Here is a 22,312-nt window from a genome sequence, read left to right as displayed (position 1 = left end):
TCATGGCACGTTTTTTCATAGATAGACCCATTTTCGCCTGGGTGATCGCCCTGGTGATCATGCTGGCCGGGGCCATGGCCATCATCGGCCTGCCGGTGGCCCAGTACCCGACCATCGCCCCGCCGGCGGTTGGCATCTCCGCCAGCTACCCGGGGGCCTCCGCCAAGACGGTGGAAGACTCGGTGACCCAGATCATCGAGCAGAACATGACCGGGCTGGATCACCTGCTCTACATGTCGGCGCAATCCGACTCGTCAGGGAACGTCAGCGTGACCCTCACCTTCAAGCCGGGTACGGATCCCGACATCGCCCAGGTGCAGGTGCAAAACAAGCTGCAACAGGCCATGTCGCTCCTGCCCCAAGAGGTGCAGCAACAGGGCGTGCGGGTCCAGAAGACCTCCAGCAGCTTCCTGATGGTGGCCGCCTTCATCTCCACCGATGGCGCCATGACCAACGATGACCTGGCGGACTATGTGGTAGCCAACATCAAGGAGCCCCTGAGCCGTCTGGACGGGGTCGGTGACATCACCTTGTTCGGCAGCCAGTACTCCATGCGCGTCTGGCTCGATCCCCACAAGCTCAACCGGGTGCAGATGACCCCGGCCGACATTCAGGCCGCCATCAAGGCCCAGAACGCCCAGGTTGCCTTCGGCAAGCTGGGGGGGACCCCTGCGGTGAGCGATCAGCAATTTACCGCCACCATCATGGGCCAGACCCGGCTCTCCACCGTGGAGGAGTTCAACAACATCCTGCTGCGGGTGAACCAGGACGGCTCCAAGGTCCAGCTCAAGGACGTGGCCCGGGTCGAGCTTGCCGGTGAAAACTACGACGCGACCGCGCTCTACAACGGCCAGGCCACCGCCGCCGTCGCCATCAAACTGGCGACCGGTGCCAACGCCCTGGACACCGCCGAGCACGTGCGGACCAAGCTGGGTGAACTCTCCGAGTACTTCCCGGCCAACATGGAGATCGTTTATCCCTACGACACCACGCCGTTCGTGAAGATCTCCATCGAGGAGGTGGTGCAGACCCTGATCGAGGCGATCTTCCTGGTGTTCTGCGTCATGTATCTGTTCTTGCAGAACTTCCGGGCAACCCTGATTCCGACCATCGCGGTGCCAGTGGTCCTGCTCGGCACCTTCGGGGTGATGGCGGCCTTCGGCTTCTCCATCAACACCCTGACCATGTTCGGTCTGGTGCTCGCCATCGGCCTCTTGGTGGATGACGCCATCGTGGTGGTGGAGAACGTGGAGCGTCTGATGAGCGAGGAGGATCTCTCCCCCCTCGAGGCGACCCGCAAGTCCATGACCCAGATCACCGGCGCCCTGGTGGGCATCGCCCTGGTGCTGTCGGCGGTGTTCGTGCCCATGGCCTTCTTCGGTGGCTCTACCGGTGCCATCTATCGCCAGTTCTCCCTCACCATCGTCTCGGCCATGGTGCTCTCGGTGCTGGTGGCCCTGATCCTGACCCCGGCCCTGTGCGCCACCCTGCTCAAACCCATGAAGCACGGTGAATTCGGCGCCCAGCGCGGTTTCTTCGGCTGGTTCAACCGCTTCTTCGACACCAACGCCAACCGTTACCAGAACGGCGTGCGCAAGGTGATCAAGCAGGGCACCCGCTACGGCATCATCTATCTGGCCATGCTGGCGGTGCTGGCGGTGCTCTTCATGCGCATGCCCACCTCCTTCCTGCCGGAAGAGGATCAGGGGGTCATCATGTCCATGGTGCAGCTCCCGGTGGGGGCGACCAAGGAGCGGACCGAGGTGGTGCTCGGGGAGATGCGCGACTACTTCCTCGAGAACGAGAAGGAGAACGTGGACTCCGTGCTGACGGTGGCGGGCTTCAGCTTCGCCGGTAGCGGTCAGAACAGCGGCATGGCCTTCATCAAGCTCAAGGACTGGAGTGAGCGCAAGGGAGAAGAGCGCAGCGCCAATGCCATCATCGGCCGCGCCATGGGGTTCCTGTTCAGCATCAAGGAAGCCCAGGTCTTCGCCTTCAACCTGCCCCCCATTCCGGAACTCGGCACGGCCACCGGCTTCGACTTCTTCCTGCAGGACCGCGGCGGTCTGGGTCACGAGAAGCTGATGCAGGCGCGCAACCAGTTGCTCGGCATGGCGTCGCAGGATCCCAACCTGGTACGGGTACGCCCGAACGGGATGGAAGACACGCCCCAGCTCGACATCAAGATCGATTACGAGAAGGCGCTGGCCCAGGGGCTCTCCATCACCGACATCAACAACACCCTGTCGGCGGCCTGGGGCTCCTCCTATGTGAACGACTTCGTCGACAGAGGCCGGGTCAAGAAGGTCTATCTGCAGGCGGATGCCCCTTTCCGGATGAACCCGGAAGATCTGAAGCTGTGGTACGTGCGCAACAGCGCGGGCCAGATGGTGCCCTTCTCCGCCTTTGCCAGCACGGAGTGGAGCTTCGGCTCGCCCCGTCTTGAGCGCTACAACGGTGTCTCCGCCATGGAGATCGTCGGTGAGGCGGCCCCTGGCAAGAGTACGGGTGACGCCATGGCGGCCATCGAGGAGATGGTGAAACAGTTGCCGGAAGGGATCGGTATCGAGTGGACCGGCCTCTCCTTCCAGGAGCGTCAGGCAGGCTCCCAGGCGCCGGCCCTGTACGCCATCTCGCTCCTGGTGGTCTTCCTCTGTCTGGCGGCCCTCTACGAGAGCTGGAGCATTCCGTTCTCGGTCATGCTGGTGGTGCCGCTCGGGGTGCTGGGGGCCATTTTGGCCGCGACCCTGCGCGGGCTTGAGAATGACGTCTACTTCCAGGTGGGCCTGCTCACCACGATCGGGCTGTCGGCCAAGAACGCCATCCTCATCGTCGAGTTCGCCAAGGAGCTGCACGACAAGGGGATGAGGCTCGGGGATGCGGTGGTGGAGGCCTCGCGTCAGCGTCTGCGCCCCATCCTGATGACCTCGCTCGCCTTCATCCTGGGGGTACTGCCCCTGGTGATCAGCACCGGGGCGGGCGCCAGCAGCCGAAACGCCATCGGGACCGGCGTGATGGGGGGGATGATCAGTGCCACCGTGCTCGCCATCTTCTTCGTGCCGCTCTTCTTCGTGCTGGTGATGCGCTATTTCACCGAACGCAAGCATTCCGGGGAAGAGAGTGTCCACACCAAGGAGATCAACCATGACTAAGACCCTGATCGCCCTGGGCGTGACCCTGATGCTGGGGGGCTGCTCCATGGCCCCCGACTACCAGCGCCCCGAGCTGCCCCAAGGCGCCTCTTGGCAAGCTGACCTGGCCGCCAAGGGGGAACTTGCCCCCTGGCGCCAGCAGTTCCAGGACCCGGCCCTGCAGACGCTGATCGGCACCGCCCTTGAGAGCAACCGGGATCTGCGCCTGGCAGCCCTCAACGTCGAGGCCTACGAGGCGAAATACCGTATCCAGCGGGCGGCCCAGTTGCCGACCCTGGCCGCCAGTGGCAGCGGTACCCGCCAGCAGGGATCCGATGATCTCAGTAGTACTGGGCAGGGCACCATCAGCAGCCAGTATGGCGCCAACATCGGCATCACCGCCTATGAGCTGGATCTGTTTGGCCGGATCCAGAGCCTGAAAGATCAGGCCCTTGAGACCTATCTGGCGCAAATCGAGACCCAGCGCAGCACCCAGATCGCTCTGGTGGCCTCGGTGGCCAATGCCTACTTCACCCTGCTGGCGGATCAGGAGTTGCTGGCCCTGAGCCAGGCGACCCTCGCCACCGAGCAGGAGAGCTATGCCCTGACCGAGCACAAATACCGCCTGGGCGCCGCCTCCGAGATGGAGCTGGCCCAGGGGCGCACGGCACTGGAAAACGCCAAGGTCAGCCAGGCGCAATACCAGCGTCTGGTGAAGCAGGACAGAAACGGTCTGGCCCTGCTGCTTGGCACCGATATCCCGGTGCTGGCGGCACAACCGGCCACCCTGGCCGAGGTGAAACTGGCGCCGATCCCGGTGGGGGCTCCCTCCAGCCTGTTGCAGCAACGCCCGGACATCCTGGCGGCGGAGCACAACCTGAAGGCGGCCAACGCCAACATAGGGGCGGCCCGCGCCGCCTTCTTCCCGACCATCTCGCTCACCGCGACGGCGGGCACCGCCAGCAACCAGCTGAGCGGTCTGTTTGACGGCGGCACCGGCACCTGGACCTTCATGCCCCAGATCAATCTGCCCATCTTCGATGGCGGCAAGCGCGTTGCGGATCTGGACGTGGCCGAGGTGGGGACCAGGCAGGCGGTGGCGAGCTACGAGAAGAGCATCCAGAGCGCCTTCAAGGAGGTCGCGGACACCCTCGGTGCCCAGGCGGACTACGCGCAGCAGCTGCAGGCGCAGCAGGCGCTGGTGGATGCCAACCAGACCTACTTCAGGCTGGCGGAGGTGCGTTACGAGCAAGGGGTGGACAGCTACCTGACCCGCCTCGATGCCCAGCGCTCCCTGTTCAGCGCCAAGCAGGGGCTCATCAGCACCCGGCTCGCCCAGCTGAGTAACCAGGTCGCCCTCTACAAGGCCGTCGGTGGCGGCTGGCAGGCGCCGAAGGACGCAGAGCCGGCATCAGACAAACAGGGTTGACCCCTCGGGGTTGACGTAAAAAGCATCAGGGGCGAACCACTAGGTTCGCCCCGTTTTTTTATCTGTCATGTCGAGAAGCCAAATCGAGGCAGGTGACAACGGCGCTCCCTGCCCGTGGCAGGGCGCGGGCAGGAGGAGCCCCATGCTCATGGGCGCCGTCCTCGGCAGCTATCATGGCCCGCCTGGAGGTGACCACCTCATCGCCGTCATCCGTTGCGCCGGACCCAGGAGATGCCATTTATCGCATAAGCTGTGCCGTAATTATTCTTTCAAAGAATAAATGGTCGGCTCTTATAGTCAGTCACTCGCCCCTCATTCCAAGGATGTGAAATGAAACGACTCGCGCCCGCCACCCTGCTTGTTGCAGGACTGGCTCTCGCCCCGCTGGCCCAGGCGGCCACCCTGCTCAACGCCTCCTATGACGTGATGCGCGATTTTTACAAGGAGTACAACGGAGCCTTCCTGAAGCACTGGCAGGCCGAAGGCGGGGAGCCACTGCAGATCAACATGTCCCACGGCGGATCGAGCAAGCAGGCGCGCGCCGTCATCGACGGCCTGCCCGCCGATGTCATCACCATGAACATGGCCACCGACATCAACGCCCTCGCCGAGCATGGGGGCCTGGTGCCCAAGGGGTGGGCGGATCGCCTGCCGGATCACAGCGCCCCCTTCACCTCGGCCACCGTGTTCATCGTGCGAAAGGGCAACCCCAAGGGGTTGAAGGATTGGCCTGATCTGCTCAAGGAGGGGGTACAGGTCATCGTGCCCAACCCCAAGACCTCGGGGAACGGCCGCTACACCTATCTGTCTGCCTGGGGGTATGTGCTGGAGCAGGGGGGCGATGAAGATGCGGCCAGGGCATTTGTCGGCAAGTTGTTCAAGCAGGTTCCCGTGCTCGACACCGGCGGCCGCGCCGCCACCACCACCTTCATCCAGAACCGCATAGGGGACGTGCTGGTCACGTTCGAAAACGAAGCCGAAATGATTGCCCGGGAGTTTGGTCGTGGCAGCTTCGAGGTGGTCTATCCGAGCGTCACCGCCGTGGCCGAGCTGCCGGTGTCAGTGGTGGACAAGGTGGTCGACAAGCAGGGTACCCGCAAGGAGGCCGAAGCCTATCTGGCCTATCTCTGGTCTGACGAAGGCCAACGCATTGCTGCCAGCAACTATCTACGCCCGCGCAACCCGGCGATCCTCGCCGAGTTTGCAGACCGTTTCCCGAACGCCACCTTCCTCGACGTGGTGAAGACCTTCGGCGAGTGGCCTGTGATCCAGCGCACTCACTTCAAGGAGGGCGGGGTGTTCGACCAGATCTATGCCCAGCGCTGAGGCGCCCCGGGATAACGATGCTCACCCAGGTGCAGCCGGGGCGTGGCTGCCTGGCTGCCCTCTCTGATGGTGGGGCCAGGTTGGTGCGTCAGGCTCTGAAAGATGAACAGGACCGTCGCGGATGGTGGTGTCCTGGAAGGGGAGGGTGTTCTGGCGCAGTCACACCGGCGTCTTGGCCCGAGACCCGGGACAAAAAGCACGAAGGGTTGGCCTCGTACTGAGGCCAACCCTTCGTCTGTCTGGTGCCGGTAATAGGAGTCGAACCTACGACCTTCGCATTACGAATGCGCGGTGGTGACGTTTCATTGTGTATCAAGCTATTCCAGAGACACCACAAATCCCGCCGCAAGACCCTGTAATTGCTGTAATAGTTTCTAATTTTGCATCTCATCTTGTCTTGTCATGTTTCATTTAATAGCATGTCCTTTGTTGGGCCCAGTGTTGGGCCATAAATGGGGTGAGGTATGAGCGGGAAAGCGTCCAAGGTGGCAATCCGGCAAGATAGAGAGATCCCTGCACTAGTGGTGGATGAAGGGAAGGCAGTTAAGCGGGTATCGGTTCACTCTCGCCACGGGGGCGGACTTCACATCGAGATCCGTGCCGATAGCCGTAAACGCTTTGTGTATCGGGCCCGGGTGGGTGGGAAACAGATCGATTTTCAGATTGGATATTATCCGGCCACCAGCCTAAAGAAGGCGAGAGAGAAACACGAACAAGCGGTTGCGTGGGTAAAGCAGGGCATTGACCCTCGGACGGTGATGAGGGAGGCCAAGGAAAAAAACATCTCCATGCCGTCCCTGTCCGAGCTGTTCGCCGATTGGATGGCAATGAAGGTCAAGACCAAGACCAATAAGGGGACGCCGATCAGCGCCCGCACCCTGCACGACTATCAGCGGGTATTCGATTGCCACTTAGGCAAACAGCTTGGCAAGGTTCGGGTCTGCGACCTGTCCCGCCCGGTAATATTTTCATTTCTTGAAGGCATTATTGCCCAAGAGGCCACCCGTAAGTCGCTGGTGCTGCTTAATCAGATCCTAGATCGCGCCGTTGACCAGGGACATATCGAGCTGAACCCCGCCCGCACCATCAAACCGGCCAAGGTCGGCGGCTCAATGGGGGCTCCCCGTGATCGTCATCTGCTGGTGGACGAACTGCGGATGCTCTGGCGCACTCTGGGGGATGCTGAGGCCAGCGCAACATCCCTGGCCGTGGCCGACTGCCTGCGTTTGATCATGCTGACCGGTGTTCGCCGCTCTGAGGCTGCCGGGATGCGGTTCGATCAGATAGATGGCGACCGGTGGACTATCCCCGTGACGAAGAATGGCCGGGCCCACGTCGTGACCCTGCACCCGCTCGCCCTGGAGATCCTGGAGCGTCAGCGCGGGCTGTCTGCTGGCCCTTGGGTGTTCGCGTCCACCAGCAACCCCATGATGGCCGTCACCGCCGACGCCGTGACCAAAGCCTTAGATCGCATCCGAGTAAAGCGCCTCGCCGAGCTTGAGCCGTTCCATGTCCATGATCTGCGCCGTAGTGTGGCAACCGGATGCGGTGAGTACCTGGACGCGCCCGAGCGCCTGATCGAGAAGCTGCTCAACCACCAAGTGCAAGACCGTCTGGTGCGCACCTATCAGGCAGGCGAGCAGGCCGAGAAGTTGCGGCAACTCTGGTTGAGCTGGGGTAACTGGATCGCCGCCAACGTAGCCAAAGATCCCGAGTCAGTGCCGGATAACGTTGTGCCGATTGCGGCAAGCAAATAAGCCTAGAAATTAAAACGGCTCACTCTTTATTGCGTGGGTCGTTATTTTTATTGATGGAGTGAAATAGTTTTAACCCGCCCCATGAATGGCCTCTGAAGTTAGTAAGTACTATCTATTACACCCCGCGCCAGCATTGAGAATACTATTACACGCTAGGGATCCCCTCGAATCCATTATTGCGTGATACTATTGAAACCAACGAAACAGCAAAACACGCAGGGGGAATTAAAAAATGGCATCTGGTATCGACATCATTCGGACGGCTGAACTGGTAAAGCGACTCAATGTTAGTCGTTCAACTTTATGGCGCTGGGGGCGTGAAGGGAAATTCCCAAAACCGATCAAAATGGGGGATAAAGCCTTTGGGTATCGGCTTGCTGACGTTGAGATGTGGATTAATGAGAAACAATAACCCCCCTATGCGAGGGGCTATCAAGCGGGAAGGGAGTGCAATCCTAACCCGACAATCCGCAGGTGTTACAGCACCAAACGAACAAAACCACAAACGAGGTTTCAGTATGAGAACTATTACACGAATCGCGGCGGCAATCAACACAGACAGAACTGTGTTTTTTCTGGCTGGACTGAATGCAGTGCTCAACCTGCTGTGGGTGGTGATGCAATGATCGCGACCCCTGACAATATCGCCTTCCTGAACGATGAAGAGCTCAACCGCATATGCAAGCTGCTGTGTACCAAATACGCAAGTTGGGTGCGCGTTGTGGCACGAAATCCAGGCATCCTAACGCACGAGCTTCCCGCCATGCTCAGGCCGTCAAACAATCCTGCGGCTATTTCGCGAATGCTTAATCGAAAGCTGCTACCTCTTGGTCTGCAAATCGAAAAGCGCGCGCTCACCAAGCACACGGAGTCGTGGGGCTGGTATCTCATCGAGCTGCCATCAAGGGCTAGCGAGGCAGCGTAATAAGCGATAAAGGGTGGGATTTTCTACCCTTTTTTCCCGTTGCGTGCGGTTGTCTGGATTGGCTGGGCGGAGTAAGATAAGCGCGTTACCTGCTGCCCCGTCGAGACTTCCACATGCTCAACGGGGCATTTTTTTATTCGCGGTGTGGAAGCCGCCAAGCAGGTGACAACGAATGACTAATGAATCAGCAAAGAAATTCCTCAAGGTTTACGACGACGTCCTTCAGTGTAAGCGCCTCACTATCTGGGATCGCCTCACGATTAGCCTAGCCATTAGTTTTGGCGAGAATGGCCGCGCTCTATTCGCTTCACAGCAATCAATAGCCGATAGACTCGGAACCTCACGCGACACCGTCAAGCGATCTGTGGCCAATCTAAAGAAACTGCCGTTTGTTAACGTCGAATGCCGAGGGGTGAAGAAGTCTCTTATCATCACCGTCAATCTGCCATTACTGGAAAAGTGGCTGGTTGACATGGTGCAAGATGCACCTAGCGACATGGTGCAAGATGCACCTAGCATGGGGCAAGATGCACCACTATTAGATAATTCATTAGATCATTCTTCTTTAAAAGATCAGTTTGAACTACATGGCAATTTTGCAGGCAAAATCGTATCTGTCTCGACTGCTGATTCAAAGGATGATGATTCATCCAAAGCTGAAGGCCATGAAAGCAAGGACGGCTTGGCGGAGAAGAACAGCAAGGAAGGTTTGCCATTGCCTGACGAGCTTGGTGATGATTACCCACTCTGCAAGCAAGCCATTAAAATCATGAATCGGTTACGCAGATCGGAAGGCTTCACCAATATCGACATCTACACAAACAGAATGCGCACGCGTCAATGGCAGGAGTGTGAATACGCATTGGCGTCCATCTTCAACGATAGAGCGAACGCTGAGCACATGGAACAGCACTTCTTCGACATGCTGGCTGGCCCATTGGCTAAGAAAAAGCGCGTCACCCTTAATCACCTGTGCGCCACATTCATGAACTACAGTAACTTTGACCATTTGCACCTACTGGTAGACTGCCACGGATTTGATAACGATGGTTACGCCTACTAACAAGTCACAGGAGCCGCTAGATTCAATTTTAATGCGTCAGTCCATGCAGACCCACCAGCACGCAAGAGGATTGATTCTATGGCTACTGGAGAGCCTTTAGAGGCATGTCAAAATGGTGAGCGGGAATCGCCTTTGGCATTTGCTAGCATTTGCCATCACCTGCTAATCGAAACGCAGAGAAAAGCGCACGAATAAGCACGAATCGTGCACGACTGGTTAACGGCTGGTGCGTCACATAAACAGCGTTCCGCGACCATTAACAGGCAAACAACAGGCTGCCAGCCCTTGCGCCACAAGGCTTACAGCGATTCCAAAAACCACGCTTAACAGGCAAACAACAGGCAAACAACCAGCAAACAACCACCCGCCAGCCCTTACGCATAAACGCTTACAGCGACTCTACAAGCCACACTTAACCAGCAAACAATCAGCAGACTGCCACCAAGCGATTGCAATGCAAAGGCAATGCGAACGCATAACGAACGCATTATTGCGTTGGTTAGCTGGTGACTGATACAGCAGGCGGTACAGCTTAGAGCCATCATCAAGCCCTTATCTGGCGCTGGTTTGGTTAACTGGTGATACAGCAGGCGGTACACCTTGCGATACAACTAAATGGTTTTCTAGCAAATTGGAATCCTAAATTTGATACAATGAATACACCCCATATTCATTAGAGGAAAGCATGGTTAGGCTGACGCAAGAGCAGAAAGATCGGATTGTTGAAATGCGGCGAACGCATTCGCTAAAAGAGATTGCAGCAATCACCGAGATACCACTGGGGACAGTCAGAACAATCTGTTTTCGTGCAGGCGTTAAGGCTCCTGCGCCCAATTCTGAACACGCAGCATTCTTTGTACTACCAGAGCCCCAAGAAGCGGCGGGAACGCAACTAGCGGCGTTTCAGGTGCCTGAGCAACGAGTCCAGACAGGTGATCGAGAGGTTGACGCCTTTCTGTGGCTGCTTGAGGTTATTGACAGCGGAGACCCCGCATTGATTGGTCAGGCGATGACTGCCGCCGAAGGAATGGAATCAACTCCTGAAGAGCTGGCGAAGCGTTATTCAAGTTCCGTACTGGCTAAGACTGGGAACATGATGGCCGCTGTCTTTGCTGGCTTTGGCTGGGATGACTTGAAGGGCAGAGCGGAAAGGGCGATACAGAAAAGGGTTCGCGCCTGTGAGGCTGTAGCCATATTCGGGGATGATATTCACGAGCCTGCAAAGCAGGAGTATTTTTGCATTGAGGCGCTAAAGGGGCTGGAACGTGGGAAATTTGGCTTTCTTGACCCGCAAGAGGTGGATTCTCGCTTTGAGCAGTACCCCCATTTAATCCCGAGCACAATTGAAGGCTGCATTCTTGAGTTCACATTCTGGAGAGACCTGTGGCGATTAAAAAGTTCCGTTGATGATGATACGTGCCAAGAGTCCTACGAGCGTGAGCAGTACCTCTGGCGGCTAATGGCTAAGATTCGCCCCAGAAGCAAGGAAGAGGCAGCGGTGGCGTTTAAATTCATGCTTGAGCGCGATGATAGGCAGGCGCTTGTTGATTGTCATGAGATCATATCGAACCTGCTGAGGGCCTAACCCAACAAAAGCCAAGCAAACCCAAATAACCCACTGGGTTTTCTGTAGGTTATGAATCGCTTTACTTTGGGTTCGTGGTACCGGATTTTTATTCCGGTTCAATGTTGGCGAAGCGCAATTTTGGGTTTAGCTTTGAAATCAGATAGTTGCCTTAGAAATGCCAATCTCGGGGCGCTCTCGAAGAATCGAGATAAATCGAGATAAATCGAGATAAATCGAGAGGAAAACGGATTGAGCCGCTGCCTGACTTAAACGAATTTGTCGAAAAAGCCCTCCCCTCCTGAAAATTCAGGAGGGGAAATTTATTGCGCGTCATGGTCACTTATTTCAGTGTTAACCGCACACCAGCAAGCGAACAGGCCTATCAGGATCATTATTCCAAGAGTCAGATAAAACATTACATGAGCGCCTTTTGTTTTGGGTTTGTAATATTTTAGCGCCCCGCATTTTTCATTTTCGATATGGTAGAATGAAGGCACTGTAAAAACAGAGCGAAAACAATGGGGGTAATATGGCTTGGAAAAAGGGGGAGACCGGTAATAGTAATGGTCGCCCCGCTGGCTCGGGTAAAGCGCAAATAGTAAGGCGCATCATTAAAGACGTTTTCGGTAGTGAAGACGGGGCAATTAAAACAGTGGCAGAGCTGGCAAAAGGTGGCGATCTGCAAGCTGCAAGCCTGCTCCTGAGCAAGACCATTCCGCCTTTGCGTTCCAGCCATGAAGCGGTGACGCTGATTGATGCTGAAGCCTTGCAGGCTATGACGGCAAGCCAGAGGGCGGCCTTGATTAATGAGGCTGCAATCACTGGCAGATTGCCCGCTGATATTGCGCTTCTTCTACTCGATGGGGTCGAGCGTGAATACCGTATTTTAGAGAGCACCGAGCTGTGCGAGCGGTTCGAGGCCCTAGAGCAGAAAATAAACCAGAGGGATAAGACATGAGCCAATTACACGGCAACATTCAAATGATGACAAACGCAGACTTAGACCGTTTCGTCGATATTATCGCCGCCAGGGTTGAAACCAAAATCATGGCTAACCAGCAGAAGCGCGATATTCAAAGTCAGATCACCAAGGCTCTTACCGATGCGCTGGCAAAACAGAACAAGCCAACTCAAAAACCAATTGCCGAAGAAGAGGACATCTTCGCAAACTACAAGATTGAGGGTTAATAAATGAAAGTTGAAACAGTGAAGTTTGATTTTGGTAGCCCTTATTCCACTCCCGCGAGCATGATCGCGACATTGGCAACGCACCAAGACAAGGCTAATGCTTTGGTCGAGAAAGTAGCCGAGCGGATGAATCAGGAGCTTGTAGCACTGCGTGAGCGGCTGCTGGGGGAAATCCCGATGCCGGATCATGCCTCATACCGGGCTGTGCTTGAAAAGGCCAGGAAGGCAGCCCAGAAGCGTTTAGAGGACGGCATTGCCGCCGCCAGTGGCAGTATCTCGGAAGTCGATCATCTGACATCCGTGGTGTTCTTGCAGGCTCGCATGATTGGCGGTGTCAGCCTTGAGCAGTTGCTGTCAGAGCTGGGCGACTACAAGGCGCTGAACAGTCTGGCCCTGCTTGCTGAACAGTTGGGGCACACTGGCATTGCTGCTGAGGCCCGAGCAAAGGCAGTCGATATTGCCACTGATGGCGCACAAAAAGAGATGGACCAGCTTTCCAGTTGCCTGATTGAGCTTGTGAACTCTCAAGAAAACTATCACGCGCAGTGGCAAAAGATGCTTGGCCAGCTTGGCAGGGGCGCAGAGGAATGAGCGCCCGAACCAAGGGCCTGCTAAGGCGTGTGGAGGCGGTCGAGAAGGCCGTCTCTCGCTTACACGGCGGCGACTCAATTGAAGAGCTATCCAAATACCTGCGAGCGGCTGACGACTTGCCCAGGAACGGTGATTTCATTGCCGCAACTGACGGCGAGATCACAGCACTTGCCGAGGCAAAGGGCCTCGACTCCGAGCGGTTGAGGCTCTACATTGAACTGCGAAACAAAATCATTCGCGACGATGATTGTTAAGCCCCTGATGGGGCTTTTTTGTTGGGGGCTGAATGCTGATAGATGATCGTGGCGACATAAGACGCGATGAGGAAATGCTGGTTCGCTCTCTGGTTGCCGCAGAGAAGGGCATGGGGCCGCGCAGGTGGATGTCAAAGTTTGGCGGCATGGCTGGATACAACGGAACCAGACGCCTAACCGTGCGCATTGAGTCGCCAGAGGTGAAGGTATTGATTCCAGAGTATCGCGCCGTGTTTGAGGTGATGAAAGCAAGGCTATCTCGCTGACTCTATGAAAAGCCCTACCGATTGCCACCTGTTGGGCCCCCTGTTGGGCCAAACAGCCAAAAAGCACAAAGGGTTAGTCTCACCATGATGCTAACCCTTTGTTTTAACTGGTGCCGGTAACAGGAGTCGAACCTACGACCTTCGCATTACGAATGCGCTGCTCTACCAACTGAGCTATACCGGCGGTTTGATGTTCAGAGTCGTGAAAAAAGCCGGACAAGTCAATTGAGCCAACTCGATTTTATGAGTTGGCTCATGATGTTAAGGCATATCAGAGGTCAATGAACTCAGGGATGTGAGCACGGCCGCGGCTCTCGAGAAAATCGAGCAGTGCGCGGGGGGAGCGGGCCAGGATCCGCTCATGTGGGAAGTTGGCTTCGGTGACCAGCCGATGGCAGTGATCAAAGTCGCCGAGGCTGAATGCCACGTGGGAGTCGGAGCCGAAAGTGAGGTAGGCACCCAGATCGCGCGCCGCCTCGACGATGGCGCGGCAGTTGCTTTCACTGCCTGCACGGGAGTGACTGAACGAGGAGTTGTTGACCTCCAGCGCCACTCGATACTCTGCCGCTGCCTTGACCACCGCCTGGATATCGATGGGGAAGGCGGGATTGCCGGGGTGGCTTATCATGTCGACCCGACCACTTCGAATGGCGTTGATCATGGCCTGGGTGTGGGTCGCCTGATCGCAGGGGGGAAACACCGGTTCGTGAAAGCCCGCCATGATCATGTCGAGCCTCGATTCGTAGCGCTCGGGGAAGTCTATTTCACCGTCAATGTTCTTGATGTTGGCTTCGATGCCGCGCAGGATGCCGACCCCGTCCACGACCCTGGGCAACACGTGCAGATTGACGAAATGCCAGTAATGCGGGGCATCTGCCATGTCCGGGCCATGGTCCGTGGTGGCGAACAGCTTGATTCCCTTGGCTTTGGCGATGGGCAGGTAATCGTGAATGGTGCTGTAGGCGTGGGTGCTGGCGACGGTGTGCGTGTGGGTATCGACCGTATACTTCATCTTCTCTCCCCTCTGGCATGAGGCGACAGCATAGCAAGATTGGCGAAGCCGGGCCATGTGGCTGGTTGCCATACTTTGTCACAATTTGGGTCTGTGCTGACAAAGTCTGATGACGTTTCACTGCGAGGATGGCGACATCGATGCAAGCCTGAACACCCATCGATGGGTCGACACTGGATGGTCAGACCCGTTTTCCCCGCCGTCGCCCCTGCGACGGTTTTTTTTGGTTCTCTGTCGGCGCATCGGGTGACGGCAGGGCAAAAAAATGCCCAACTAGCATGGCGCAGGTTGGGCGAGACTTAATGTTTAATTGCAGTGGCATAGATATAGAGTGCCGTCTCGCCGTGAAGTTCCCGCCATCTTCCCTCTTTTTTGATTAAAAACATTTAGCCAACACTTGTTCACATTCTCTTGACATGGGTGGGCGTGAAACGTACTTTTTAAACATTCGTTTAAGTGAGGTGTCCAGTGAGTAAAATCGATACCAAGAACCGTATTCTCGACGCCGCCGAGGTGCTGTTTGCCGAGCGGGGGTTCGCCGATACCTCGTTGCGTCTGATCACCAGCGAGGCCGATGTGAACCTAGCTTCGGTCAATTATCACTTCGGCTCCAAGAAGGAGCTTATCCAGGCGGTGCTCGACCGTTATCTGAGCCTCTTCATGCCGGCACTGGACGGGCGGTTGCAGACGTTGATGGCGCAGGATCAGCTGACCCTGTTACAGGTGTTCGAGAGCTTTGTCGAACCCCTGATGAAACTGTCGGCCGTCAGGGCGAATGGCCCGGCGCTCTTCATGCAGTTGCTGGGGCGCGGCTATATCGACAGTCAGGGCCACCTGCGCCGCTTTATTACCACCCATTATGGGGCGACCCTACACGGGATCACCCAGGCCATCTCCAAGGCCAATCCGGATTTGTCGCCAGCGGATCTCTTCTGGCGCCTGCACTTCACCCTGGGCACCGTCGTCTTCACCATGGCCTCGGCCGATGCCCTGCGTGACATCGCCCAGGCCGATTTTGGCCAGCAGCTCGATGTGGAAGGGCTGGTGCGCAACGTTATTCCTTATCTGGCGTCCGGTGTTGGGGCGCCCGTGGAGTCGACCAGGCTCTCCCTGGCCGTGTAACACCTAACAATAATCAACGGAAACAGTGAAATAGAAGGAACTTCGGTATGATCACATTGCTTGTCCTGCTGGTGCTGGCGATAGCCGTGGTGCTCTGTGTCCCCACCATTCGTAAAAAGGTGGTGACCCGCCCCGTGTTCGGCATCTTCAAGAAGATACTGCCGCCCCTGTCGGCCACCGAGCGGGAGGCCATGGAGGCCGGCTCCGTCTGGTGGGACGGGGAGCTGTTTCGCGGCAACCCGGACTGGAAGAAACTGCACGGCTACGGCAAGGCCGAGTTGAGCGCAGAAGAGCAGGCCTTTATCGACAACCAGGTCGAAACCCTGCTCGCCATGGTGGACGACTTCAAGATCGTCAACGAGACCAAGGACCTGCCGGAGCCGGTGTGGGACTATCTGAAGAAAGAAGGCTTCTTCTCCCTGATCATCCCGAAATCCTACGGCGGCCGCGAGTTCTCGGCGATTGCCAACTCCACCATCGTCACCCGTATCGCCACCAAGAGCCTGAGCGTCGCGGTCACCGTCATGGTGCCCAACTCCCTCGGCCCGGGCGAGCTGCTGATGCATTACGGCACCCAGGCCCAGAAAGATTTCTGGCTGCCGGGGCTGGCCAACGGCAAGGAGGTACCCTGCTTCGCCCTGACCGGGCCGGAAGCGGGCTCCGATGCGGGCGCCATCCCGGACAAGGGGATCGTCTGCAAGGGGATGCACAAGGGGGAAGAGGTGCTGGGCATTCGCCTGAACTGGAACAAGCGCTACATCACCCTGGCGCCGCGCGCCACCGTGCTGGGGCTGGCGTTCAAGCTCTATGACCCGGAAAAACTGCTGGGTGACAAGGAAGAGATCGGCATCACCTGTGCGCTGATCCCGACCAGTCACCCTGGCGTGCGCGTCGGCGATCGCCACTACCCCATGGGGTTGGCGTTCCTGAATGGCCCGACCTTCGGCAAGGATGTGTTCATTCCGCTCGACTGGATCATCGGTGGCCCGGATTACGCCGGCCGCGGCTGGCGCATGCTGGTGGAGTGTCTCTCCGCCGGTCGCGGCATCTCGCTGCCTGCTCTGGGCACCGCCTGTGGACACATGGCGAGCCGCACCGTGGGCGCCTACTCCTACGTGCGCAAACAGTTCGGCATGTCCATCGGCAAGTTTGAAGGGGTGCAGGAAGCGCTGGCCCGCATTGGCGGCCTCACCTATCAGCTCGAAGGCGCTCGTCGCATGACCGCAGGTTCCCTGGATTTGGGTCAGGCACCGGCCATCGTCACCGCGATTTCCAAGTACCACATGACCGAGATGGCCCGCCAGGTGATGGATGACTCCATGGACATCCACGCCGGTCGCGCCATCCAGCTGGGCCCGAAAAACTACACCGGCTACGCCTACATGGGCATTCCGGTGGCCATCACGGTGGAAGGGGCCAACATCCTGACCCGCAACCTGATGATCTTCGGGCAAGGGGCCACCCGCTGCCATCCGTATGTGTTTGCAGAGCTGGAAGCGGCGGCCGACACCGATGTGGAGCGCGGTCTCGAGAAGTTTGACGCCCTGTTGATGAAACACATCGCCTTCGGTACCGGCAACTTCTTCGGTGCCCTGTTCCAGGGGCTGACCCTGGGCCAGTTCAACAGCGCCCCGGTGGCTGGCGAAACCGCCCGCTACTACAAGCAGCTCTCTCGCATGAGCAAGGGGCTTGCCCTGTGCGCCGACGTCTCCATGCTGATGCTGGGCGGGGATCTCAAGCGCAAGGAGATGATCTCCGCCCGTCTGGGTGACGTGCTGAGCCACCTCTACCTGGCCTCCGCCACCCTCAAGCATTACGAGGATCAGGGCCGCATGGTCTCTGACCTGCCGTTCGTCCAGTACGCGGTGGAGCGCAACCTCTACCTGATTGGCAAGGCGTTCGAGGGCTTCTTCCAGAACTTCCCGAACAAGGTTGTGGGTGCCGTACTCAAGCGGGTGGTGTTCCCGTTCGGCGTCGGTTACAAGATGCCGGCGGACGATCGCTGCCATGCCATCTGCCTGGCCATGATGACGCCGGGCGAGTTCCGGGATCGTCTGACCGCGCTCTGTTATGTGGGCAAGGATGAGGCGGATCCGGTGGGGCTGATGGAGCGTGCCTTCCAGGCCATGGTCTCGGTGCAGCCCATCGAGAAGAAGCTGATGCAGGCCCAGAAAGAGGGCAGACTGCCCCGCAAGCTGGCGCTGCCTGAGCTGGTGGCTGCGGCCCTGTCCCAGTCCATCCTCGGCAAGGAGGAGGCGGACAAGCTGCTGGCCGCCGATGCCCTGCGCTACGAGGCTATCCAGGTGGACAACTTCGCTCCTGGCGAGCTGGAAGGATTGTCTCAACCGAACCCGGTCGAGCATGCAGCCTGACCCCGAGCGTAAACCGACAACCGGCCCTAGTGGCCGGTTTTTTGTTGTTTAACCAGGCATTTACAAGGTCGATTAATTCCAGTTTAATGCAATGGCCCCCACCCTTGGGGCAGGAAGCAAGGCCATCGGAATGGCCGATAACAACAACTCAGGAAGAGTGAATGAACCTCGCCAAAACGGCGATCGAACGCCCCATCTGGGTGGCGGTCTCGGTCGTGCTGATTTTTTTGCTGGGCCTGCTCAGCATCCGGGGACTGCCCGTCCAGCTGTTTCCCGACATAGACCGTCCTCACCTCAACATCACGGTGGACTGGCGCTCGGCCTCGCCCCAGGAGATGGAGTCGGAGATAACCGATCCCATCGAGCAGGAGATGCAGGGGGTACAGGGGCTCAAGAGCCTCAGCAGCAACAGCTACCCCGGCTTCACCGAAATCGACATGGAGTTTGCCCTCGGCACCGACATGCAGCGGGCCCAGCTTGACGTCATCTCCCGCCTGAACCGGGTCTCGGGGCTGCCGGACAACATCGGCGGTCCTTACGTCAACAACTACAGCAGCAACGACACCCTCACCTTCTTCTTCATCCAGCAACTGCCCGGCGCCAAGGGGGAGATAGACGATCACCAGGCGCTGATCGAGGCGAGGGTCAAGCCTGAGCTGGAGCGGATCCCCGGGGTATCCACGGTCGACATCGAGGGGATCAACGAGCGCCAGATCCAGATCCGTTTCGACCCTTACCGCGCCGCCGAGCTGGGGGTGGAGATCCCGGTGCTTGCCAGCCGGGCAACGACGGGCTGGGATGTGTCGGCCGGCACCCTCGACATCGGACGCTGGGAGTATAAGCTGCGCTTTGCCGGTCGCTATGACGTGGCGGCCCTGGGGGACAAGGTGGTGGACTGGCGTGACGGCCTGCCCATCTATCTGCGGGACGTTGCCGAGATCAGAGTGGCCCGGGAGGAGAACCCGGTGCTGCGCATCCAGAACGGCAACACCGCCATCGCGGCGCAGATCTTCAAGGAGAGCGGTGCCAATGCCCTGGCGGCGCTCGAGGGGATCAAGGCCAAGGTCGGGGAGCTCAACCGGGAGGTGCTGGAGCCGGTCGGCCTGCACATGGAGCAGTCGTTTGACGCTTCTCTCTACATCAACCGGGCGGTGAGCATGGTGACCGCCAACCTGGGGCTCGGGGTGCTGCTCTCCTGCGCCATCCTCTGGGTCTTTCTGCGCCAGCTCAAGGCGACCCTGATGATCGCGATCGCCATTCCCATCAGCATCATGCTCACCTTCTGCCTGCTCAAGGTGATGGGGCGGACCCTCAATATCATCTCCCTGGCGGGCATTGCGTTTGCGGTCGGCATGGTGCTCGACGCCGCCATCGTGGTGCTTGAGAGCATCTACCGGCGCCATGAGCGGGGTGACATCAGCAAGGGAGAGGCGGCGCTGGAGGGCACCCGCCGGGTGTGGACCGCTCTGGTGGCGTCCACCCTGACCACGGTCGCCATCTTCCTGCCGGTGCTCCTGCTCAACGATGTGGAAGGGCAGTTGTTTGCCGATCTTGCGCTCACCATCGCCTGCGCGGTGACCGTCTCCATGGTGGTGGCGGTCACGGTGTTGCCTGCGGTGGCGGCGCGCTGGATGGGGCACGAGCGGCTGATTGATCCCTTTGAGCGCCTGTGGTGCCGCGCCACTCGCCATGTGATCCGCTGGACTGCCACCGCCCCCAGGCGCTGGGCCATCATCGTCCTGATGATGACGGGGCCTGTGCTGGCGAGCTGGTTGATGTTGCCCAAGATGAACTACCTGCCGGATGTGAAGCGGGACGCCATCGACGTCTGGATGAGTTTCACCCCCGGGGTCAATCTCAAGGCCCAGCGGGAGGAGGTGATCGATACCCTGATTGCCCGCCTCGACCCCTATATGAAAGGGGAGAAGGAGCCTGTCCTCAAGAACTACTACATCCTGCGCTACCCGGGTGGTGCCCAGATCGGGGTGCGGCCAAAGGAGGAGAGCCAGATCAAGGTACTGGAGCAGCTCTTGATGAAGCAATTGCTGGTGGGCATTCCCGACACCCGGGTGTTTGGCGGTCAGGGGTCCCTGTTTGGCGGTTTTGACAGTGAAAACAGCATCTCCCTGCTGATCCAGGGAGGTGGGCTGCCCGAACTCTATCAGGCGGCCCGGGAGAGCATGACCATAGTGCAGCGGGACTTGCCCGGCGCCCAGGTCAGGCCAGAACCCGGACTCGATTTCACCGCTCCCGAGCTTCGGCTGGTGCCCCAGGACAGGCGCCTGGCCGAGGTGGGCTGGGATCGCTCCCCCATGCCCGCCATCATCCAGACCTTTGGCGATGGTCTGCGGGTCGGCGAATATTTCGACGGGGATGAGCGGCTCGACATCCTGCTGATGGGGCAGGCCTCCGCCAACCCGGACGAGCTCAAGGCGGTGCCGCTTGCTACCCCGTCCGGGCGCATCGTTCCCCTTGGGGAACTGCTGCGGGTGGAGCCGCAACTCGGGCCTGAGAGCATCTTCCGATCCGATGGGCGGCGCAGCATCAGTCTGCAGATTTCGCCCCCGGCGGGGATGAGCATGGAGCAGGTGCTCGACACCCTGCAGCACAAGAGCTTTGCCGCCATCCGGCCGTTGCTCCCGGCCGGGGGGGAGCTGCGGGTCGCCGGCAATGCCGACAGCCTGCAGCAGGCGCTGGGCAACCTCGGCAGCATCTTCCTGTTCGCCGTGATGATACTGCTCATTCTGCTGTGGGGGGTCTTCGCCTCCCTCAAGGATGCCGTGCTGGTGCTGCTCACCTTGCCGCTCGCCACCGTAGGCGGCGTGCTGGCGCTGCACCTGAGCGGTCTGGTGGCGCCGCTGCCGATGGACTTGCTCACCATCATCGGCTTCGTCATCCTGCTCGGGTTGGTGGTCAACAACGCCATTCTGCTGGTGCACCAGACCAGGATGGCCGAGCGGGAGGGGATGAGCCGACAGTCGGCAGTCACCGATGCTCTGCAAAGCCGGATGCGTCCCATCGCCATGACCAGCCTCACCAGCATCTTCGGCATGCTGCCCCTGATGCTGAGTCCGAGCGAGGGGAGCGAAATCTACCGGGGGCTGGCCACCGTCATCGTCGGTGGCATGAGTTGCAGCACCCTCTTCACCCTGATCCTGTTGCCCGCCTTCCTGCGGTTGGGGGAGCAGACCGACATACCGCACGCCCTTCGGCAGCGTGCCTGAGCAAGGAGCTCATCGATGACACAAGGTTTCACAAGGATAGTGGTGGGGGCTCTGCTGCTGGCTGGCGGGCTGCCTGCGTTTGCACACAGCAAGATGGTGACGCTGGCGGAGGTGGCCCAGGGAGAGGCGGGGGCCAGCATATGGGTCAGCGGCACGGTGGCAAGCCGCCAGCAGGCGGCGCTCAGCGCCGAAGTGAGCGGTCGGGTGGAGTGGATAGCCGAGTTTGGCAGCCGGGTGAAGGCGGGGGACGAGTTGTTGCGCCTGGACAGCGCGCCCCTGCGCCTCTCGCTGGAGCAGGCGAGGGCGGAACAAGCCAGAGAGGGGAGCAACCTGCGTTACGCTCGCGCCGAGTTCCAGCGCCTGGATCGTTTGCACCAGCAAAAGAGTGCCTCCCAGAGCCAGTATGACAAGGCGCGCTATGACGTGGAGCAGGCTGAGCTGGCCGAGCAGCTAGCGCGGGTGCAGGTGCGCCAGATTGAGGAGCAGCTGCGCAGAAGCCGCATCTTTGCCCCGTTTGACGGGGTGGTGAATGAACACTTCATCCAGCCGGGGGAGCATGTGGATGCGGGCGAACAGGCGCTTGAGCTGGTCAATCCGGACCAGCCGGATATCCGGTTGCGTGCGCCTATTGCCTGGGCCCGGCAACTGGCCACCCAGACCCGGTTGCGGGTGGAAGGGGAGCAGCTCAGCAGCCACGCCATCTATTACCAGCGGGCGGCGAGCGCCGATCCCAAGTCCCGGCTCATCGAGCTGCGCCTCAAGCCGGAAGTAGGCACCTTCATCATCGGCTCGCCAGTGCGGGTGGCGCTGCCGATGGGAGAGCAGCACACCATGCTGCTGCCTCGGGATGCCCTGGTGCTCGGCACCGAGGGAAGCGTGGTCTATCAGGTGGAGCAGCGCGGCGAGGCGCTCACGGTGAACCGGGTGCCGGTCACCGTGCTCTTTGGGGACAGCCGGGAGGTGGCGGTGAGTGGCGCCCTCAAGCAGGGAGACAAGGTGGTGGTGCGCGGCGCCGGCAGCCTGCAGGATGGGGACAAGGTGGAGCTGTTTCGCGGTTGAACCTGGGGCAGATCCCATAAAAAAAA

General features: G+C 59.1%; 17 protein-coding genes and 1 tRNA gene. 16 read left to right on the top strand and 2 right to left on the bottom strand.

Features of this window, described 5'->3' with window-relative positions; translation table 11 throughout:
- The first annotated feature begins 2 nt into the window (after positions 1 to 2).
- From OKC41_RS01610 to OKC41_RS01555, 12 genes are all read left to right on the top strand, one after another.
- The gene (locus OKC41_RS01610) at positions 3 to 3,152 is read left to right on the top strand and encodes an efflux RND transporter permease subunit (RefSeq protein ID WP_201893547.1); all 3,150 of its coding nucleotides are present in this window, start codon (positions 3 to 5) and stop codon (positions 3,150 to 3,152) included.
- Positions 3,145 to 4,560 carry an efflux transporter outer membrane subunit gene (locus OKC41_RS01605; protein ID WP_119197470.1) on the top strand — a complete coding sequence of 472 codons (1,416 nt, stop codon included), beginning with the start codon at positions 3,145 to 3,147 and terminating at the stop codon, positions 4,558 to 4,560. Before OKC41_RS01610 ends, OKC41_RS01605 begins: the two co-directional genes overlap by 8 nt.
- Positions 4,561 to 4,890: 330 nt before the next feature.
- A complete protein-coding gene (locus OKC41_RS01600) occupies positions 4,891 to 5,886 on the top strand; it encodes a sulfate ABC transporter substrate-binding protein (protein WP_201893548.1) in 996 nt (331 codons plus the stop codon).
- A 464-nt stretch (positions 5,887 to 6,350) separates the two neighbouring features.
- Positions 6,351 to 7,643, top strand: coding sequence for a site-specific integrase (locus tag OKC41_RS01595; RefSeq protein WP_270671639.1), 1,293 nt, complete (start codon positions 6,351 to 6,353; stop codon positions 7,641 to 7,643).
- A gap of 232 nt (positions 7,644 to 7,875) precedes the next feature.
- On the top strand, positions 7,876 to 8,055 hold the full coding sequence (locus tag OKC41_RS01590) for an AlpA family transcriptional regulator (protein WP_270671638.1): 180 nt from the start codon (positions 7,876 to 7,878) through the stop codon (positions 8,053 to 8,055).
- A gap of 210 nt (positions 8,056 to 8,265) precedes the next feature.
- On the top strand, positions 8,266 to 8,568 hold the full coding sequence (locus tag OKC41_RS01585; protein ID WP_270671637.1) for a hypothetical protein: 303 nt from the start codon (positions 8,266 to 8,268) through the stop codon (positions 8,566 to 8,568).
- 172 nt (positions 8,569 to 8,740) lie between these two features.
- Complete coding sequence (locus OKC41_RS01580; RefSeq protein WP_270671636.1) at positions 8,741 to 9,631, top strand: helix-turn-helix domain-containing protein; 891 nt, start codon at positions 8,741 to 8,743, stop codon at positions 9,629 to 9,631.
- 685 nt (positions 9,632 to 10,316) lie between these two features.
- Positions 10,317 to 11,216, top strand: coding sequence for a hypothetical protein (locus tag OKC41_RS01575; RefSeq protein ID WP_270671635.1), 900 nt, complete (start codon positions 10,317 to 10,319; stop codon positions 11,214 to 11,216).
- 511 nt (positions 11,217 to 11,727) lie between these two features.
- On the top strand, positions 11,728 to 12,156 hold the full coding sequence (locus tag OKC41_RS01570; RefSeq protein WP_270671634.1) for a hypothetical protein: 429 nt from the start codon (positions 11,728 to 11,730) through the stop codon (positions 12,154 to 12,156).
- The gene (locus OKC41_RS01565) at positions 12,153 to 12,386 is read left to right on the top strand and encodes a hypothetical protein (RefSeq protein WP_270671633.1); all 234 of its coding nucleotides are present in this window, start codon (positions 12,153 to 12,155) and stop codon (positions 12,384 to 12,386) included. Before OKC41_RS01570 ends, OKC41_RS01565 begins: the two co-directional genes overlap by 4 nt.
- Before the next feature lie 3 nt (positions 12,387 to 12,389).
- A complete protein-coding gene (locus tag OKC41_RS01560) occupies positions 12,390 to 12,977 on the top strand; it encodes a hypothetical protein (RefSeq protein WP_270671632.1) in 588 nt (195 codons plus the stop codon).
- The gene (locus OKC41_RS01555) at positions 12,974 to 13,231 is read left to right on the top strand and encodes a hypothetical protein (protein ID WP_270671631.1); all 258 of its coding nucleotides are present in this window, start codon (positions 12,974 to 12,976) and stop codon (positions 13,229 to 13,231) included. The genes OKC41_RS01560 and OKC41_RS01555 overlap by 4 nt, the downstream gene beginning before the upstream one ends.
- Before the next feature lie 374 nt (positions 13,232 to 13,605).
- Here the strand turns inward: OKC41_RS01555 and OKC41_RS01550 are convergent.
- Together OKC41_RS01550 and OKC41_RS01545 are read right to left on the bottom strand one after the other, a co-directional pair.
- Positions 13,606 to 13,681: transfer RNA gene (locus OKC41_RS01550), tRNA-Thr, on the bottom strand.
- A gap of 87 nt (positions 13,682 to 13,768) precedes the next feature.
- Entirely contained in the window at positions 13,769 to 14,509 is a 741-nt protein-coding gene (locus tag OKC41_RS01545) for a phosphatase (RefSeq protein ID WP_039041236.1), read from the bottom strand.
- Between the two features lie 468 nt (positions 14,510 to 14,977).
- Between OKC41_RS01545 and OKC41_RS01540 the strand changes: the two genes are divergently transcribed.
- From OKC41_RS01540 to OKC41_RS01525, 4 genes are all read left to right on the top strand, one after another.
- Positions 14,978 to 15,631: a TetR/AcrR family transcriptional regulator gene (locus OKC41_RS01540; RefSeq protein ID WP_005324182.1), complete on the top strand. Its 654-nt coding sequence runs from the start codon at positions 14,978 to 14,980 to the stop codon at positions 15,629 to 15,631.
- Positions 15,632 to 15,678: 47 nt separating this feature from the next.
- A complete protein-coding gene (locus OKC41_RS01535; RefSeq protein WP_270671630.1) occupies positions 15,679 to 18,003 on the top strand; it encodes an acyl-CoA dehydrogenase in 2,325 nt (774 codons plus the stop codon).
- 161 nt (positions 18,004 to 18,164) lie between these two features.
- On the top strand, positions 18,165 to 21,227 hold the full coding sequence (locus OKC41_RS01530; protein WP_202040470.1) for an efflux RND transporter permease subunit: 3,063 nt from the start codon (positions 18,165 to 18,167) through the stop codon (positions 21,225 to 21,227).
- A 15-nt stretch (positions 21,228 to 21,242) separates the two neighbouring features.
- Complete coding sequence (locus OKC41_RS01525) at positions 21,243 to 22,286, top strand: efflux RND transporter periplasmic adaptor subunit (RefSeq protein WP_270671629.1); 1,044 nt, start codon at positions 21,243 to 21,245, stop codon at positions 22,284 to 22,286.
- Positions 22,287 to 22,312 lie beyond the last annotated feature (26 nt).

The sequence above is a fragment of the Aeromonas sp. QDB17 genome, assembly GCF_027705305.1.
GTDB classification, from domain to species: Bacteria; Pseudomonadota; Gammaproteobacteria; order Enterobacterales; family Aeromonadaceae; genus Aeromonas; species Aeromonas caviae.
The sequence above is the reverse complement of the archived record's forward strand: the minus strand, read 5'-3'. Positions and strand labels throughout refer to the sequence as shown.